Here is a 16,310-nt window from a genome sequence, read left to right as displayed (position 1 = left end):
CCGGCCCCCTCACGGGGCCGGGTCTTCACCTCATCCGGTCACGCCCGTCACGCCGCGACCGGTACCTCCTTCGACCCCACACCGTGCGTCGCCGGTGCGAGCGCCAGTTCCAGTACCTGGCGGACGTCGGTGACGGCGTGGACGTCGAGCTTGTCCAGCACCTCCGCCGGGACGTCGTCCAGGTCGGGCTCGTTGCGCTTGGGGATGATCACCGTGGTGACGCCCGCCCGGTGCGCCGCGAGCAGCTTCTGCTTGACCCCGCCGATCGGCAGCACGCGGCCGGTCAGCGAGACCTCGCCGGTCATCGCCACGTCGGTGCGGACCAGCCGCCCGGAGAGCAGGGAGGCCAGCGCCGTGGTCATCGTGATGCCGGCGCTCGGGCCGTCCTTGGGGACCGCACCCGCCGGGAAGTGGATGTGCACGCCCCGGTCCTTCAGGTCGGCCACCGGCAGCTCCAGCTCGGCGCCGCGACTGCGCAGGAAGCTCAGCGCGATCCGCGCCGACTCCTTCATCACGTCGCCCAGCTGACCGGTCAGGGTCAGTCCCGCCGCGCCCGTCTCCGGGTCGGCCAGCGACGCCTCGACGTACAGGACGTCGCCGCCGGCGCCGGTGACCGCGAGGCCCGTGGCCACGCCGGGCACCGAGGTGCGGCGCTCTGCCGGGTCCTGGGCCGACTCGGGCACGTGGTGCGGCCGGCCGATCAGGGCACGCAGGTCGCCGTCGGTGACGGTGAAGGGCAGCTTCCGCTCGCCCAGTTCGTGCTGGGCCGCCACCTTGCGCAGCAGCCGGGCGATCGACCGCTCCAGGGTGCGCACGCCCGCCTCGCGGGTGTACTCGCCGGCCAGCTTGCGCAGCGCGCCCTCGTCGACCGTGACCTCGTCCGGGCCCAGGCCGGCCCGCTCCAGCTGGCGCGGGAGCAGGTGGTCCCGGGCGATGACGATCTTCTCGTCCTCGGTGTAGCCGTCGAGGCGGACCAGCTCCATGCGGTCGAGCAGGGCCTCCGGGATGGCTTCCAGGACATTGGCCGTCGCGAGGAACACGACGTCGGACAGGTCGAGCTCGACCTCCAGGTAGTGGTCCCGAAAGGTGTGGTTCTGCGCCGGGTCGAGGACTTCGAGCAGTGCGGCGGCCGGGTCGCCCCGGAAGTCGGAGCCGACCTTGTCGATCTCGTCGAGGAGCACGACCGGGTTCATGGACCCGGCCTCCTTGATCGCCCGCACGATCCGGCCGGGCAGCGCGCCGACGTACGTACGCCGGTGGCCGCGGATCTCGGCCTCGTCGCGGACGCCGCCGAGGGCGACGCGGACGAACTTCCGGCCCATCGCGTGGGCGACGGACTCGCCGAGGCTGGTCTTGCCGACGCCGGGCGGACCCACCAGGGCCAGTACGGCACCGCCGCGCCGGCCTCCGACGACCCCGAGTCCCCGGTCGCCGCGCCGCTTGCGCACCGCCAGGTACTCGGTGATCCGCTCCTTGACGTCCTCCAGACCCGCGTGTTCGTCGTCGAGGACGGCCTGGGCGCCCTGGATGTCGTACGCGTCCTCGGTGCGGACGTTCCACGGCAGTTCGAGGACGGTGTCGAGCCAGGTGCGGATCCAGGAGCCCTCGGGCGACTGGTCGGAGGACCGCTCCAGCTTGTCGACCTCCTTGAGGGCGGCCTCTCGGACCTTCCCGGGCAGGTCGGCGGCCTCGACGCGGGCACGGTAGTCGTCGGACTCCTCGCCCTCCTGTTCGCCGTTGATCTCGCGCAGCTCCTTGCGCACGGCTTCGAGCTGGCGGCGCAGCAGGAACTCGCGCTGCTGCTTGTCGACGCCCTCCTGGACGTCCTTGGCGATGGTCTCGGCGACGTCCTGCTCGGCGAGGTGGTCGCGCAGCTGCTGGGTGGCGAGCTTGAGGCGGGCGACCGGATCGGCGGTCTCCAGCAGCTCGACCTTCTGCTCGGTGGTGAGGAAGGGCGAGTAGCCGGAGTTGTCGGCGAGCGCGGAGACGTCGTCGATGGCCTGGACGCGGTCGACGACCTGCCAGGCGCCACGCTTGCGCAGCCAGGCGGTGGCCAGCGCCTTGTACTCCTTCACCAGCTCGGCGACCTGTCCGGGCAGCGGCTCGGGCACGGTCTCCTCGGCGCGGGTGCCCTCGACCCACAGCGCGGCGCCGGGGCCGGTGGTCCCGGCACCGATCCGTACGCGGCCCAGACCGCGGATCAGGGCACCCGGGTCGCCGTCGGCCAGCCTGCCGACCTGCTCGACCGTGCCGAGGACGCCGGTCCTGGCGTAGGTGCCGTCGACGCGCGGGACGAGGAGGACCCGGGGCTTGCCGGGCTCGGACCTGGCGGCGGCCTGGGCGGCCTCCACCGCGGCCCGCACCTCGGCGTCGCTCAGGTCCAGGGGGACGACCATTCCGGGCAGGACCACTTCGTCGTCGAGCGGCAGCACGGGCAGGGTGAGCGGTGTGAAGGCGTCGGACTCAGCAGCCATGATCTCCCCTTCGGCAGTCAAGTTGAGTTACATCGACTCAATGAAAGGGAGTCCTTGATTGTTCCCCGAAGCCTGTTCGCTCTGAGCGATCAAGGGCGGGAGCCTTTCGAGACCTGGGGCGGAGGCCTGCGGTCCCCGTACACGGGAGCACGACGGAAGGCTCCGGCATTCCCCTGCCAGGATGGGCCGATGCCCACCTCTTCCCACGACTCCCACGACATCCCCGAAGTACTGGACCGTCGCGAGGGCCCGCACGGCGAGGTCGTCCTGCGCCGGCACGGGGCGTTGCTGCAGATCATCGCGAACGGCTGCTTCCTGATGGACACCTCCGACGGGCGTTCGGAGCGGCGGCTGGTCGACGCGGCGGCCGACGCGCTCACCGCCTCCGGCGGACGGAGTGCGCCACACCTCCTCATCGGCGGACTCGGCGTCGGCTTCTCGCTCGCACACGCGGCCGCCGACCCCCGCTGGGGCCGGATCGCGGTCGTCGAGCGCGAGCGCGCCATCATCGACTGGCACCGGGGCGGACCGCTGGCCGCGCTGTCCGCCGGAGCGCTGGCCGATCCACGCACGAAGATCCTGGAAGCGGATCTCGTGCAGTACGTCAATGAGACATCCGACACGTACGACGCGCTCTGCCTCGACATCGACAACGGCCCCGGCTGGACCGTCACCGAGGGCAACGACGGGCTGTACGCGCCGGCCGGACTGGCGGGCTGCGCAAGGCTGTTGAGGCCCGGCGGGGTGCTCGCCGTATGGTCCGCGCAGCCCTCTCCGGAATTCGAAGAAACCTTGCGTAATGCCGGGTTCCAGCAGGTGCGTACCGAAGAGATCCCCGTTGCCCGGGGCGTTCCGGACGTCGTCCACCTCGGCGTCGGGCCTGGATAGCAAAGGCGCGGCGACTCCCCGTACGCTGCTGCTCTGACGCGGATCATTCAAGCGTCAAGCGCAGCCATGGGATCACCCCACGGATTCCGGAAAGCACACCTCAGGGGCGGGCGATGGAGCAGACACAGACCTCCCACAACGGCACGGCGACGGCTACTCCGGGCGCGCAGCGACGGGTGCTGGTGGTCGAGGACGACCAGACGATCGTGGACGCCATCGCGACCCGCCTGCGCGCCGAGGGGTTCCTGGTGCAGACGGCGGGTGACGGTCCGTCCGCGGTCGACACGGCCGAGGCATGGCAGCCCGACCTGCTGATCCTCGACATCATGCTGCCCGGCTTCGACGGTCTGGAGGTCTGCCGGCGCGTGCAGGCCCAGCGGCCGGTGCCGGTGCTGATGCTCACGGCGCGCGACGACGAGACGGACATGCTGGTCGGGCTCGGCGTGGGCGCCGACGACTACATGACCAAGCCGTTCTCGATGCGCGAGCTGGCCGCCCGCGTGCACGTGCTGCTGCGCCGGGTGGAACGGGCCGTGGTGGCCGCCTCCACGCCGCGCAGCGGCATCCTCCGCCTCGGCGAACTGGAGATCGACCACGCGCAGCGCCGGGTGCGGGTGCGCAGCGAGGACGTGCACCTCACCCCCACCGAGTTCGACCTGCTGGTCTGCCTGGCGAACACCCCGCGCGCGGTGCTCTCCCGTGAGCAGCTGCTGGCCGAGGTGTGGGACTGGGCGGACGCCTCCGGCACCCGGACCGTCGACAGCCACATCAAGGCGCTGCGCCGCAAGATCGGCGCCGAGCGCATCCGCACGGTGCACGGCGTGGGCTACGCGCTGGAGACGCCGGCGCCATGAGCCGAGGGCGGGAGGCCGCACGGAGGAGCCCCGGCCCCCGGAGCACCGGGGAACCCTGGGGCGGCGTACGCCCGTTCTCGATCAAGACCAAGCTGGGCGCGCTGGTCGTCACGTCGGTGCTGATCACCACCGGTCTCTCGGTGATAGCGGTGCACACCAAGACGGAGCTGCGCTTCATCACGGTCTTCTCGATGATCGCCACGCTGCTGATCACGCAGTTCGTCGCGCACGGGCTGACCGCGCCGCTGGACGAGATGAACGCGGTGGCCCGGTCCATCTCGCACGGCGACTACACGCGCCGGGTGCGCGAGAACCGCCGCGACGAGCTGGGCGACCTGGCCGTCACCATCAACCGCATGGCCGACGACCTGGAGGCCCAGGACCTCCAGCGCAAGGAACTGGTGGCGAACGTCTCGCACGAACTGCGCACCCCCATCGCGGGCCTGCGCGCGGTGCTGGAGAACATCGTCGACGGGGTCACCGAGGCCGATCCGGAGACCATGCGCACGGCGCTCGGGCAGACGGAGCGGCTCGGCCGGCTGGTGGAGACGCTGCTGGACCTGTCCCGTCTGGACAACGGCGTCATACCGCTGCGCAAGCGGCGCTTCGAGGTGTGGCCGTACCTGTCCGGCGTGCTGAAGGAGGCCAACATGGTCGCTTCGGCACGCGCGGGCCTCGCGTCCGGCTCCGGCAGCCACACCCGCACCGACGTGCATCTGGCCCTCGACGTCTTCCCGCCGGAGCTGACCGCGCACGCCGACCCCGAGCGCATCCACCAGGTCGTCGCCAACCTCATCGACAACGCGGTCAAGCACAGCCCGCCGCACGGCCGGGTGACGGTCAGGGCGCGGCGCGGGGAGCTGCCGGAGTCGCTGGAGCTGGAGGTTCTCGACGAGGGCCCCGGCATTCCGCGCTCGGAGTGGCGCCGGGTGTTCGAGCGGTTCAACCGGGGTTCGGTGTCCCGGCCGCACGGTCCGGGCAGCGACGGCGGCACCGGGCTCGGCCTGGCGATCGCACGCTGGGCGGTGGATCTGCACGGCGGCCGGATCGGTGTGGCCGAATCCGAGCGGGGCTGCCGGATCCTCATCACTCTTCCGGGCCTGCCGTCGGCGTCGAGTTGACGTAGGGTTCGAAGCGGAGCGTCAAGATCCACTGATGTCCGCGCTGGCGGACACGCGTGATCGGGCGCAGACCAGGCACAGACCCGCGTTTTCTCGGCGCCGGGTCCCGGTCTCCCGATCCCACACGCAGCAGAACCTCGCTTGTTTCCCGCCATTTCCAGCGCCGAAACGCGGTCCGCGATGTGACTTACGCGACGATGAACGGGGCCGGTCTGACCTTCCGGGCCCGGGAGGCGTAGCCTTGATTCCCGCTGTCCACCATCTTGTGAAGCGGAAGAGGGCGGTTCTCGCCGTGTCGCCACAGTCCCCCAGTAACTCGAGCATCTCGACCGACACCGACCAAGCGGCCAACGCGGGCAAGAACCCCGCGGCCGCCTTCGGTGCCAACGAGTGGCTCGTCGACGAGATCTATCAGCAGTACCTCCAGGATCCGAACTCCGTGGACCGAGCCTGGTGGGACTTCTTCGCCGACTACAAGCCAGGGGCGGCCGCGGCCCAGTCCGCCTCCGGCGCCGCGAGCACGGACTCCGGGAGCGCGCCCCAGGCCGCCCCCGCGCCGCAGGCGCAGGCTCCCGCCCCGGCCCAGCCGCAGGCCCAGGCCCCGGCGGCTCCCCAGCAGGCCGCCGCGCCCGCGAAGCCGGCCGCGCAGCCCGCCGCTGCCGCACCGGCGGCTCCGGCCGCGAAGCCGGCCCCGGCCAAGCCCGCCGCCGAGCCGCAGGCGAAGGCCGCCGCGCCCGCCAAGGACGCCACCGCCACCGAGGGCCCCGCGGGCCCCGAGATGGTGACGCTGCGCGGCCCCGCCGCCGCGGTCGCGAAGAACATGAACGCCTCGCTGGAGCTGCCCACGGCCACGTCCGTGCGCGCGGTCCCGGTGAAGCTGCTGTTCGACAACCGCATCGTCATCAACAACCACCTCAAGCGCGCCCGGGGCGGGAAGATCTCCTTCACGCACCTGATCGGCTACGCGATGGTGCAGGCCATCAAGGCCATGCCGTCGATGAACTACGCGTTCGGCGAGAAGGACGGCAAGCCGACGCTCATCAAGCCGGCGCACGTCAACCTCGGCCTCGCCATCGACCTGGTCAAGCCCAACGGCGACCGCCAGCTGGTCGTCGCGGCGATCAAGAAGGCCGAGACGCTGAACTTCTTCGAGTTCTGGCAGGCCTACGAGGACATCGTCCGCCGCGCCCGCGACGGCAAGCTGACGATGGACGACTTCTCCGGCGTCACGGTCTCCCTGACCAACCCCGGCGGCCTCGGCACCGTCCACTCGGTGCCCCGCCTGATGCCCGGCCAGGCCGTCATCATGGGCGTCGGCTCCATGGACTACCCGGCGGAGTTCCAGGGCACCAGCCAGGACACGCTGAACAAGCTCGGCATCTCGAAGGTCATGACGCTCACGTCGACCTACGACCACCGGGTCATCCAGGGCGCCGCCTCCGGCGAGTTCCTGCGCCAGGTCGCCAACCTCCTCCTCGGCGAGAACGGCTTCTACGACGAGATCTTCGAGGCGCTGCGCATCCCCTACGAGCCGGTCCGCTGGCTCAAGGACATCGACGCCTCGCACGACGACGACGTCACCAAGGCCGCCCGCGTCTTCGAGCTGATCCACTCCTACCGGGTCCGCGGCCACGTCATGGCCGACACCGACCCGCTGGAGTACCAGCAGCGCAAGCACCCCGACCTGGACATCACCGAGCACGGGCTCACCCTGTGGGACCTGGAGCGCGAGTTCGCGGTCGGCGGCTTCGCCGGCAAGTCCCTGATGAAGCTGCGCGACATCCTCGGCGTGCTGCGCGACTCGTACTGCCGCACCACCGGCGTCGAGTTCATGCACATCCAGGACCCGAAGCAGCGCAAGTGGATCCAGGACCGCATCGAGCGCTCGCACACCAAGCCGGAGCGCGAGGAGCAGCTGCGCATCCTGCGCCGCCTGAACGCCGCCGAGGCGTTCGAGACGTTCCTCCAGACCAAGTACGTCGGCCAGAAGCGCTTCTCCCTGGAGGGCGGCGAGTCCGTCATCCCGCTGCTGGACGCGGTCATCGACTCGGCGGCCGAGTCCCGCCTGGACGAGGTCGTCGTCGGCATGGCCCACCGCGGCCGGCTGAACGTGCTGGCCAACGTCGTCGGCAAGTCCTACGCGCAGATCTTCCGCGAGTTCGAGGGCAACCTCGACCCGAAGTCGATGCACGGCTCCGGTGACGTGAAGTACCACCTGGGCGCCGAGGGCACCTTCACCGGCCTGGACGGCGAGCAGATCAAGGTCTCGCTGGTGGCGAACCCCTCGCACCTGGAGGCGGTCGACCCGATCGTCGAGGGCGTCGCCCGCGCCAAGCAGGACATCATCAACAAGGGCGGCACGGACTTCACCGTCCTGCCGGTGGCGATCCACGGCGACGCGGCCTTCGCGGGCCAGGGCGTGGTGGCCGAGACCCTGAACATGTCGCAGCTGCGCGGTTACCGCACCGGCGGCACGGTCCACGTCGTCATCAACAACCAGGTCGGCTTCACCGCCGCCCCGGAGTCGTCGCGATCCTCGATGTACGCGACGGACGTGGCCCGCATGATCGAGGCCCCGATCTTCCACGTGAACGGCGACGACCCGGAGGCCTGCGTCCGCGTGGCGCGGCTGGCCTTCGAGTTCCGCCAGGCGTTCAACAAGGACGTGGTGATCGACCTCATCTGCTACCGCCGCCGCGGTCACAACGAGACCGACAACCCGGCCTTCACCCAGCCGCTGATGTACGACCTGATCGACAAGAAGCGCTCGGTGCGCAAGCTGTACACCGAGTCCCTCATCGGTCGCGGCGACATCACCCTGGAAGAGGCCGAGCAGGCGCTCCAGGACTACCAGGGCCAGCTGGAGAAGGTCTTCACCGAGGTCCGCGAGGCCGCTTCCCAGCCGTCCGCCGCGGAGCCCTCGGACCCGCAGGCCGAGTTCCCGGTCTCCGTGAACACCGCGGTCACCGCCGAGACCGTCAAGCGGATCGCCGAGTCCCAGGTCAACATCCCCGACCACGTCACCGTGCACCCGCGGCTGCTGCCGCAGCTCCAGCGCCGGGCGGCGATGGTCGAGGACGGCACGATCGACTGGGGCATGGGCGAGACCCTCGCCGTCGGCTCGCTGCTGCTGGAGGGCGTCCCGGTCCGGCTGTCCGGCCAGGACTCGCAGCGCGGCACCTTCGGCCAGCGGCACGCGGTGCTCATCAACCGCGAGACCGGCGACGAGTTCACGCCGCTGCTGTACCTGTCCGAGGACCAGGCCCGGTACAACGTCTACAACTCCCTGCTCTCCGAGTACGCGGTGATGGGCTTCGAGTACGGCTACTCGCTGGCCCGCCCCGACGCGCTGGTGATGTGGGAGGCGCAGTTCGGCGACTTCGTCAACGGCGCGCAGACGGTGGTGGACGAGTTCATCTCGTCGGCCGAGCAGAAGTGGAACCAGACGAGCGGCGTGACGCTCCTGCTCCCGCACGGCTACGAGGGCCAGGGCCCGGACCACTCCTCGGCCCGCCCGGAGCGCTTCCTGCAGCTCTGCGCGCAGAACAACATGACGGTCGCGATGCCGACCCTGCCGTCGAACTACTTCCACCTCCTGCGGTGGCAGGTGCACAACCCGCACCACAAGCCGCTGGTCGTCTTCACCCCGAAGTCGATGCTGCGCCTCAAGGCCGCGGCGTCGAAGGCGGAGGAGTTCACGACGGGCCAGTTCCGCCCGGTCATCGGCGACGACTCGGTCGACGCGGCCGCGGTCAAGAAGGTCGTCTTCTGCGCCGGCAAGGTCTACTACGACCTCGACGCCGAGCGGAAGAAGCGCGGCATCACGGACACGGCCATCATCCGCATCGAGCGCCTGTACCCGCTGCCGGGTGCCGAGCTCCAGGCGGAGATCGCCAAGTACCCGAACGCCGAGAAGTACCTGTGGACCCAGGAGGAGCCGGCGAACCAGGGTGCCTGGCCGTTCATCGCGCTCAACCTGATCGACCACCTGGACCTGGCGGTCGGCGCCGACGTCCCGCACGGCGAGCGCCTGCGTCGCATCTCGCGTCCGCACGGCTCGTCCCCAGCCGTCGGCTCCGCCAAGCGGCACCAGGCAGAGCAGGAGCAGCTGGTGCGTGAGGTGTTCGAGGCCTGAGCCTCCGAACGGCCTGACGGCCCGACGTTCGAGGGCCCGTCCCCCGGGAGACCGGGGGACGGGCCCTCGGCGTGCTGGGCCTGCCTATCCTGGGACCAGCGGTTTCCGCAGAATCCGACCCTGTCCGGCCCACCCGGCCCGACCGACCATCCGACGGAGAGCACGTTGTACTTCACCGACCGCGGCATCGAGGAACTGGAGAAGCGGCGCGGCGAGGAGGAGGTCACCTTCGAGTGGCTCGCCGAGCAGCTGCGGACCTTCGTCGACCTGAACCCGGACTTCGAGGTACCGGTGGAGCGGCTGGCGACGTGGCTGGCGCGGCTGGACGACGAGGACGACGAGGACGAGTAGTTCCACCGGGGGCGCGCCGCCGCGGCCCAGGGGCGGTCACGGACGCCGTGCCAGCCCGTACGCCACCCCCAGCGCGCCGTGCGCGACCAGCAGCGCCCCCGCCGTGGTCCAGCCGCCGGCGCGGCGCCGCAGGCCCCAGGCGGTGAGCGACAGGCCGGCCGCCACCTGGGCCACGGCCAGGGCACGGGCGCCGGGGCCGCCCACCCAGGGCATCCAGGGGGCGAGGCGGCTCTCGTCGGCGGTGGGGTGGCGTGCGGCCGCCTCGGTCCGCCGGGCGCCGGGCAGGGCGCGGGCGGCCTCGCCGAGGCGGTCGGCGGGTTCGCCGGGGTCGAGTCCGTCGGGGAGCGCGACTCCCACGCGCGTGAGGACCGCGAGCAGTCCGCGCAGCCTGGTACGGGCGTCGGCCCCGGGGTCCGGCTTCGTCAGCAGGTCCAGCGACTGGACGTCCAGGACGGGGTCCAGGCCGAGACGGGCGGCGAAGGTCCGCATGGCCTCGTCCTCGCCGACCGGGGTGCCGCCCGCGAGCCACACGTAGCCGACGGGGCGGCGGAATCCGGACGCGAGGGTGTAGCCGGCCCGGTCGGCGTCCCACCACAGGGCGAGTACGGGCCACGGGGCGCCGACGGCGAGGGCCGCGGCCCAGCCGGTGAGCACGCGGTCGACCGGCTCGTCGCCGTGCCGCCAGGGCGTGCCCTGCGGAACGAGCACGCTCCACTTCTCGCCCGCCCGGATCAGCGGCATGCGTTCGCCCAGCAGCGGGGCGACGGCGGCGACGGAGTCCGGCTCCGCGCGGCACAGCAGCAGGGCACCGGTAGCGGGATCGGACACGGACTCTTCCGTCGACATGCTCTCAAGCTAGGGCAATTCAGCACTTTCAGCCGATCCTAGATCACCAGAACGGGTGTCTTGACTTTCCGGGCCCGCGATATATCGTGAATCACGGAGGACGCGATATGGCGCGTTCGGTCGAGGAGGTCTCACCATGTCCGAGTGGTCCGTCGCGGAGCCCAGGAAACTCACCTTCGACGAGTCCGTGAGCGAGCTCCACGTACGCATCGTCAATGGAACGGTGAACGTCGTGGGCACGGACGAGGGTTCCGCCCGCCTCGAAGTCTCCGAGATCGAGGGACCACCCCTGGTCGTGTCCCACCAGGACGGCGTGCTCACGGTGGCCTATGAGGACCTGCCCTGGAAGGGCTTCCTCAAGTGGCTCGACCGCAAGGGCTGGCGCCGCAGCGCGGTGGTCTCCCTGGCCGTGCCGACCGGCACCCGCGTGGAGGTGGGCGTGGTCAGCGCCGCGGCCGTGGTCTCCGGGCTCGACGGGCGCGCCGAGGTGAAGGGCGTCTCCGGCGACACCACACTGGTGAGCCTCGCGGGCCCGGTCCGCGCCGACACCGTCTCCGGGAACGTGGAGGCGCAGGCCCTCACCGGAGACCTGCGCTTCAACTCCGTCTCCGGCGACCTGACGGTGGTCGAGGCGGGCTCCTCCGTCCGGGCCGACTCGGTGAGCGGTTCGATGATCGTCGACCTGGACACCGCCGGCGGCCCCACCGATATCAGCCTGACCAGCGTCTCGGGCGAGATCGCCATCCGGTTGCCCCAGCCTGCCGACGCGGAGGTGGAGGCGAACACGGCCAGCGGCACCGTCTCCAGCGCCTTCGAGGACCTCCGGGTGGGCGGCCAGTGGGGCGCCAAGCGGATCACCGGCCGACTCGGCGCGGGCAACGGCCGCCTGAAGGCCACGACGGTCTCCGGCTCGATCGCCCTGCTGCGCCGTCCGGCGGCGGAGGACACACCGTGGGAGCGGGAGCCGCGGGGCACCGGCCCGGCGGACGACGCTCAGGACGACTCGGGGGACAATTCCGCTTCCGGCCGGGACCACGGCGCCGCCGGCGCCCCGGCCGACGGCACGACCGACAAGAAGGTGCTCTGACATGTCCCCCGTCTTCGCCCACGGCCGCCTCCGCCTCTACCTCCTCAAGCTCCTGGACGAGGCCCCGCGCCACGGCTACGAGGTGATCCGGCTCCTCGAAGAGCGCTTCCAGGGCCTGTACGCGCCGTCGGCAGGCACGGTGTACCCGCGCCTGGCCAAGCTGGAGGCCGAGGGCCTGGTCACCCACACCACCGAAGGCGGCCGCAAGGTGTACGCCATCACGGACGCCGGCCGCGCCGAGCTGTCCGACCGCAGTGGTGAACTGGCCGACCTGGAGCTGGAGATCCGGGAGTCGGTGGCCGAACTCGCCGCCGAGATCCGGGCCGACGTGCGCGGCGCCGCGGGCGATCTGCGCCGGGAGATGCGGGCCGCGGCCAGCGCGGTCCATCGGGGCACCGGCGCGGGAGCCCACGACGAGGACGGCGGCTCCGCCACCGGCAGCGCCGACACCGACGACAAGGAGGCCTGGCGCGCCGCCAAGGAGGAGATGCGGCGCGTCAAGCAGGAGTGGAAGGAGCAGGCCCGCCGCGCCAAGGACGAGAGCCGCCGCGCCCGCGAGGAGGCCCAGCGGGCCCGGCGCCAGGCCAAGGAGGCGCAGGAGCGGGCCCGGGTGCAGGCGCAGGAGGAAGTGCAGCGCATCGCCCAGCGGGTCCAGGAACAGGTGCAGGACCACTTCGCACGGGGCGACTGGCCGACGGGTCTGCGCGAGGGCCTGAGCGAACTGGCCAAGGAGGTCGGCGACTTCGGGAAGGACTTCGGAAAGGAGTTCGGCAAGGACTGGGGCTTCGGCCGCACCGACGCCGACAAGTCCGCCCACCGGCCCGAGTACTCCGCCGCCCCCGAGGACTTTCCGGCCGGTTACGCTCCGGCTTGGGCCCACGAGGACGCGGCGGAGGCCACCGGCGATCCGGCCCGGGACCTGGACCGGCTGCTCGACCGCTTCCGGGACGACATCCGCGACGCGGCCCGGGACCACGGCGTCACCGCCGACCAGCTCCGCGACGCCCGCCTCCACCTGTCGACCGCGGCGGCGCACATCGGGGCGGTACTGCGGGCCCCGAAGGCCTGAGCCCTCGGACGCGACACCCCCGGCCCACCGCCGAAAACGCCTGGCCGGGGGAGGCCGCGCACGTCAGGCGCAGGCCTCACCGATGCCGCCACCCAGCACCCTGGTCAACGACTCGTGGGTCACCCCGTGGTCGGCGAGCACCTCGGCGGGCACACCGGGGCGGACGGTCAGGGCGAGCAGGATGTGCTCGTCCCCGATACTCCGGTCGTGCCGGGCGACGGCTACCCGCAGAGCCTGCTCCAGCACCGCTTTGGCGCCCTTGCTGAAGCTGCGATGCTGCCCGGACCACCAACGCTTGCCCTTCCGGTCGCCGGACATCGCGCCGACGCCATGGGCCTCCTCGACCCGGGCGACGATCTCGGAGACGTCGATCCCCAGCCCGGCGAGGGCGTCCGTCTCGGCCCGCGTCAGCCCGGCCCGGCGCCGCGCCTCCGCCAGGGCCTGCCGTACCGCGTCCTTGCGTTCGCCGGCCCCGAGCGCCGACAGCGCGAAGGAGGCGCGACCACCCTCACGATCCAGCAGGGCGAGCAACAAGTGCTCGGCGTCGACGGTCTGCGCCCGCGCCCCTTCGGCATGCTCGACCGCCCCCTCCACCACGGCCCGGGCATCCTTCGTGAATCGCTCGAACATCAATGCCTCCCGTACTTCTTGTGCACGGCCTGCCTGCTGACCCCGAGTTCCGTGGCGATCTCCTGCCACGACCACCCCTGATGACGCGCGCTGCGCACCTGCACCGCCTCCAGCTGCTCCAGCAGCCTCCGCAGTGCGGCGACGGCCCGCAGCCCGACCCGGGGGTCGCGATCACCGGCACGCGCGGCGAGATCGGTTGCTTCACTCATGATGTCAACATAGGTTGACACCCCGGAATGCGTCAACAGTAGTTGACACACTCCGGGGTGTCGGAGGCGCGGAGAACGCGTCAGGAACCACTGAGCACGATCTTGCCGAACTGCCCTCCGGAGGCCATCCGCTCGAAGCCCTCACGGGCCCGGTCCATCGGAAGCACCTCGTCGATGACGGGACGCACACCGGTCGCGGCACAGAAGGACAGCAGGTCCTCCAACTCGTCCTTGGTGCCCATCGTGGAGCCGACGATCTTGAGCTCCAGGAAGAAGACCCGGGTCAGCTCGGCGTGGGAGGGGCGGTCGCCACTGGTGGCGCCGGAGATGACGAGCGTGCCCCCCGGACGCAGCGACTTCACCGAGTGGGACCAGGTCGCGGCGCCCACGGTCTCGATGACGGCGTCGACCCGCTGCGGCAGCCGCGCGCCCGGCTCGACGGCCTCCACGGCGCCCAGCTCCAGGGCGCGCTTCCGCTTGGCCTCGTCCCGGCTGGTGGCGAAGACCCGCAGTCCCGCCGCCTTGCCGAGCACGATCGCGGCGGTGGCGACCCCGCCGCCGGCGCCCTGTACGAGCACCGAGTCACCGGGCCGCACCCCGGCGTTGGTGAACAGCATCCGGTACGCCGTCAGCCAGGCGGTCGGCAGACAGGCCGCCTCCTCGAAGGAGAGCTCCTTCGGCTTGGGCAGGATGTTCCAGGTCGGCACGGCGACCTGCTCGGCGAACGTCCCCTGGTAGCGCTCCGTGAGGATCGAGCGGGGCTCCTTCGGGCCGACGCCGTGACCGGTCTGACCGATCACGGAGTGCAGGACGACCTCGTTGCCGTCCTCGTCGACACCGGCGGCGTCACAGCCGAGGATCATCGGCAGCCGGTCCTCCGGGAGGCCGACGCCGCGCAGGGACCACAGGTCGTGGTGGTTGAGGGAGGCGGCCCTGACATCGACGACACTCCAGCCGGGACGGGCCTCGGGAGCGGGACGCTCTCCCAACTCCAGGCCGGTCAGCGGCTGGTCGCGGTCGATTCGGGCGGCGTAGACAGCGAACATGAACTTGACGATAGGTTCCCGACCCGCCAACCGGAACCACGACGCCCTGTGACACACGCCCTCTTGCACCACCCCGGCCGCTGCGGGCAGTCGTGCCTCCCCCAGAGCCTGAACGGCCTGGGAGGTACCCCCAGGGGCGGCACGGGTGGGCGCAGCGGCACCCCGCCCCCGCCCAGCCGCCCCCGCCCCGCCCAAAAGCGAACGGCCCCGTCCGCCAGGGACGAGGCCGTACACCACACACCGCATCACACCGTCACCGGCGCGCAACCCCCTCCGCCCGAGCCGCCGCCGCCACCGCCGCCGTAACCGCCGGCGCGACCCGCTCGTCGAACGGAGACGGGATGACGTAGTCCGCGGCGAGGTCGTCCCCCACCACGGAGGCCAGCGTCTCCGCCGCCGCGAGCTTCATGCCCTCGGTGATCCGGGACGCCCGCACCTGCAGCGCGCCCGCGAAGATGCCCGGGAACGCCAGCACGTTGTTGATCTGGTTCGGGAAGTCCGAGCGCCCCGTCGCGACGACCGCCGCGTACTTGTGGGCGACCTCCGGGTGCACCTCGGGGTTCGGGTTGGCCATCGCGAAGACGAACGCGCCCTCGGCCATCGAGGCGACCGCCGGCTCCGGCACCGTACCTCCGGAGACGCCGATGAAGACGTCGGCGCCGGACAGGGCCGCCTCGAGCGAGCCGGACAGGCCCGCCTTGTTGGTGAACGAGGCCACTTCGCGCTTGACCGGGGTCAGGTCGTCCCGGTCGGCCGAGACGACGCCCTTGCGGTCGGCGACCGCGACGTCCCCGATGCCGGCCTCCACCAGCATCTTGGCGATGGCGACACCGGCCGCGCCCGCGCCCGAGATCACCGCCCGCAGCTCACCCAGCGTCCGCCCGCTCAGCCGCGCGGCGTTCCGCAGGGCCGCCAGCGTCACGACCGCCGTGCCGTGCTGGTCGTCGTGGAAGACCGGGATGTCGAGGCGCTCCTGGAGCTTGCGCTCGATCTCGAAGCACCGCGGCGCCGAGATGTCCTCCAGGTTCACGCCGCCGAAGGAGGGCGCGAGCCGCACCACCGTCTCGACGATCTCGTCGGCGTCCGTGCAGTCGAGCGCGATCGGGACCGCGTCCACACCGCCGAACTGCTTGAACAGGATCGCCTTCCCTTCCATCACCGGAAGGGAGGCTTCGGGCCCGATGTCCCCGAGCCCCAGAACGGCCGTACCGTCCGTCACGACCGCCACGACCGACGACTTCCAGGTGTAGTCGTGGACGAGGTCGGGCTGCTCGGCGATCGCGCTGCACACTTTCGCGACGCCGGGCGTGTACGCCAGGGACAGGTCGTCCTTGTCACGGACCGGCACGGTGGCCTGCACGGCCATCTTGCCGCCGCGGTGCAGCGCGAACGCGGGGTCGAAGGAGTCGAGGGGCTCGGCGCCCGCCTCCTGCTCCGTACTGGCGTCGCTGTCGCTGCGAGGATTGACGATCTCCGCTGCCACTTTGTCTTACCCCTTAAGAGTTCATGGTTTGAGGGTTTGTCCACTCCTGGTGAGGAATGGGCGGGCACCGCGCAGGATGATGGCCGTTGGGACCACGTGGGCCCTGCGCGACGGGCG

13 protein-coding genes are annotated in these 16,310 nt (G+C 71.5%); 7 read left to right on the top strand and 6 right to left on the bottom strand.

Annotated elements, in window-relative coordinates:
- Positions 1-47 precede the first annotated feature (47 nt).
- Positions 48-2,474, bottom strand: coding sequence for an endopeptidase La (gene lon, locus ACFW48_RS20895; RefSeq protein ID WP_386316648.1), 2,427 nt, complete (start codon positions 2,472-2,474; stop codon positions 48-50).
- 189 nt (positions 2,475-2,663) lie between these two features.
- Between lon and ACFW48_RS20890 the strand changes: the two genes are divergently transcribed.
- The 5 genes from ACFW48_RS20890 (at position 2,664) to ACFW48_RS20870 (ending at position 9,823) form a co-directional block, all read left to right on the top strand.
- Positions 2,664-3,362, top strand: a complete 699-nt coding sequence (locus tag ACFW48_RS20890) for a spermidine synthase (RefSeq protein WP_386316647.1) — start codon at positions 2,664-2,666, stop codon at positions 3,360-3,362.
- A gap of 113 nt (positions 3,363-3,475) precedes the next feature.
- Complete coding sequence (locus ACFW48_RS20885) at positions 3,476-4,216, top strand: response regulator transcription factor (protein WP_386316645.1); 741 nt, start codon at positions 3,476-3,478, stop codon at positions 4,214-4,216.
- A complete protein-coding gene (locus tag ACFW48_RS20880) occupies positions 4,213-5,337 on the top strand; it encodes an ATP-binding protein (protein WP_337303921.1) in 1,125 nt (374 codons plus the stop codon). Before ACFW48_RS20885 ends, ACFW48_RS20880 begins: the two co-directional genes overlap by 4 nt.
- 292 nt (positions 5,338-5,629) lie before the next feature.
- Complete coding sequence (locus ACFW48_RS20875) at positions 5,630-9,472, top strand: multifunctional oxoglutarate decarboxylase/oxoglutarate dehydrogenase thiamine pyrophosphate-binding subunit/dihydrolipoyllysine-residue succinyltransferase subunit (protein ID WP_386316644.1); 3,843 nt, start codon at positions 5,630-5,632, stop codon at positions 9,470-9,472.
- 165 nt (positions 9,473-9,637) lie between these two features.
- Positions 9,638-9,823, top strand: a complete 186-nt coding sequence (locus ACFW48_RS20870; protein ID WP_010061466.1) for a DUF6104 family protein — start codon at positions 9,638-9,640, stop codon at positions 9,821-9,823.
- A 36-nt stretch (positions 9,824-9,859) separates the two neighbouring features.
- On the opposite strand, the gene ACFW48_RS20865 is transcribed toward ACFW48_RS20870, so the two are convergent.
- A complete protein-coding gene (locus ACFW48_RS20865) occupies positions 9,860-10,669 on the bottom strand; it encodes a hypothetical protein (RefSeq protein WP_386316642.1) in 810 nt (269 codons plus the stop codon).
- Positions 10,670-10,805: 136 nt separating this feature from the next.
- On the opposite strand from ACFW48_RS20865, the gene ACFW48_RS20860 reads away from it, so the two are divergent.
- Together ACFW48_RS20860 and ACFW48_RS20855 are read left to right on the top strand one after the other, a co-directional pair.
- Positions 10,806-11,756: a DUF4097 domain-containing protein gene (locus ACFW48_RS20860; RefSeq protein WP_386316640.1), complete on the top strand. Its 951-nt coding sequence runs from the start codon at positions 10,806-10,808 to the stop codon at positions 11,754-11,756.
- A 1-nt stretch (position 11,757) separates the two neighbouring features.
- Positions 11,758-12,825, top strand: a complete 1,068-nt coding sequence (locus ACFW48_RS20855) for a helix-turn-helix transcriptional regulator (RefSeq protein WP_386316638.1) — start codon at positions 11,758-11,760, stop codon at positions 12,823-12,825.
- A gap of 63 nt (positions 12,826-12,888) precedes the next feature.
- Here ACFW48_RS20855 and ACFW48_RS20850 read toward each other — a convergent pair whose 3' ends face one another.
- The 4 genes from ACFW48_RS20850 to ACFW48_RS20835 all read right to left on the bottom strand — a co-directional run bounded on the left by ACFW48_RS20850 (position 12,889) and on the right by ACFW48_RS20835 (position 16,193).
- The gene (locus ACFW48_RS20850; RefSeq protein ID WP_386316636.1) at positions 12,889-13,455 is read right to left on the bottom strand and encodes a Clp protease N-terminal domain-containing protein; all 567 of its coding nucleotides are present in this window, start codon (positions 13,453-13,455) and stop codon (positions 12,889-12,891) included.
- Complete coding sequence (locus ACFW48_RS20845) at positions 13,455-13,664, bottom strand: helix-turn-helix domain-containing protein (RefSeq protein ID WP_077796561.1); 210 nt, start codon at positions 13,662-13,664, stop codon at positions 13,455-13,457. The genes ACFW48_RS20850 and ACFW48_RS20845 overlap by 1 nt, the downstream gene beginning before the upstream one ends.
- A gap of 80 nt (positions 13,665-13,744) precedes the next feature.
- Entirely contained in the window at positions 13,745-14,710 is a 966-nt protein-coding gene (locus ACFW48_RS20840; RefSeq protein WP_310871270.1) for a zinc-binding dehydrogenase, read from the bottom strand.
- A gap of 253 nt (positions 14,711-14,963) precedes the next feature.
- The gene (locus tag ACFW48_RS20835) at positions 14,964-16,193 is read right to left on the bottom strand and encodes an NADP-dependent malic enzyme (RefSeq protein ID WP_386316634.1); all 1,230 of its coding nucleotides are present in this window, start codon (positions 16,191-16,193) and stop codon (positions 14,964-14,966) included.
- Between the last annotated feature and the right edge of the window lie 117 nt (positions 16,194-16,310).

This window comes from Streptomyces sp. NPDC058812 (genome assembly GCF_042744565.1).
Classification (GTDB): Bacteria; Actinomycetota; Actinomycetes; order Streptomycetales; family Streptomycetaceae; genus Streptomyces; species Streptomyces thinghirensis.
The sequence above is the reverse complement of the archived record's forward strand: the minus strand, read 5'-3'. Positions and strand labels throughout refer to the sequence as shown.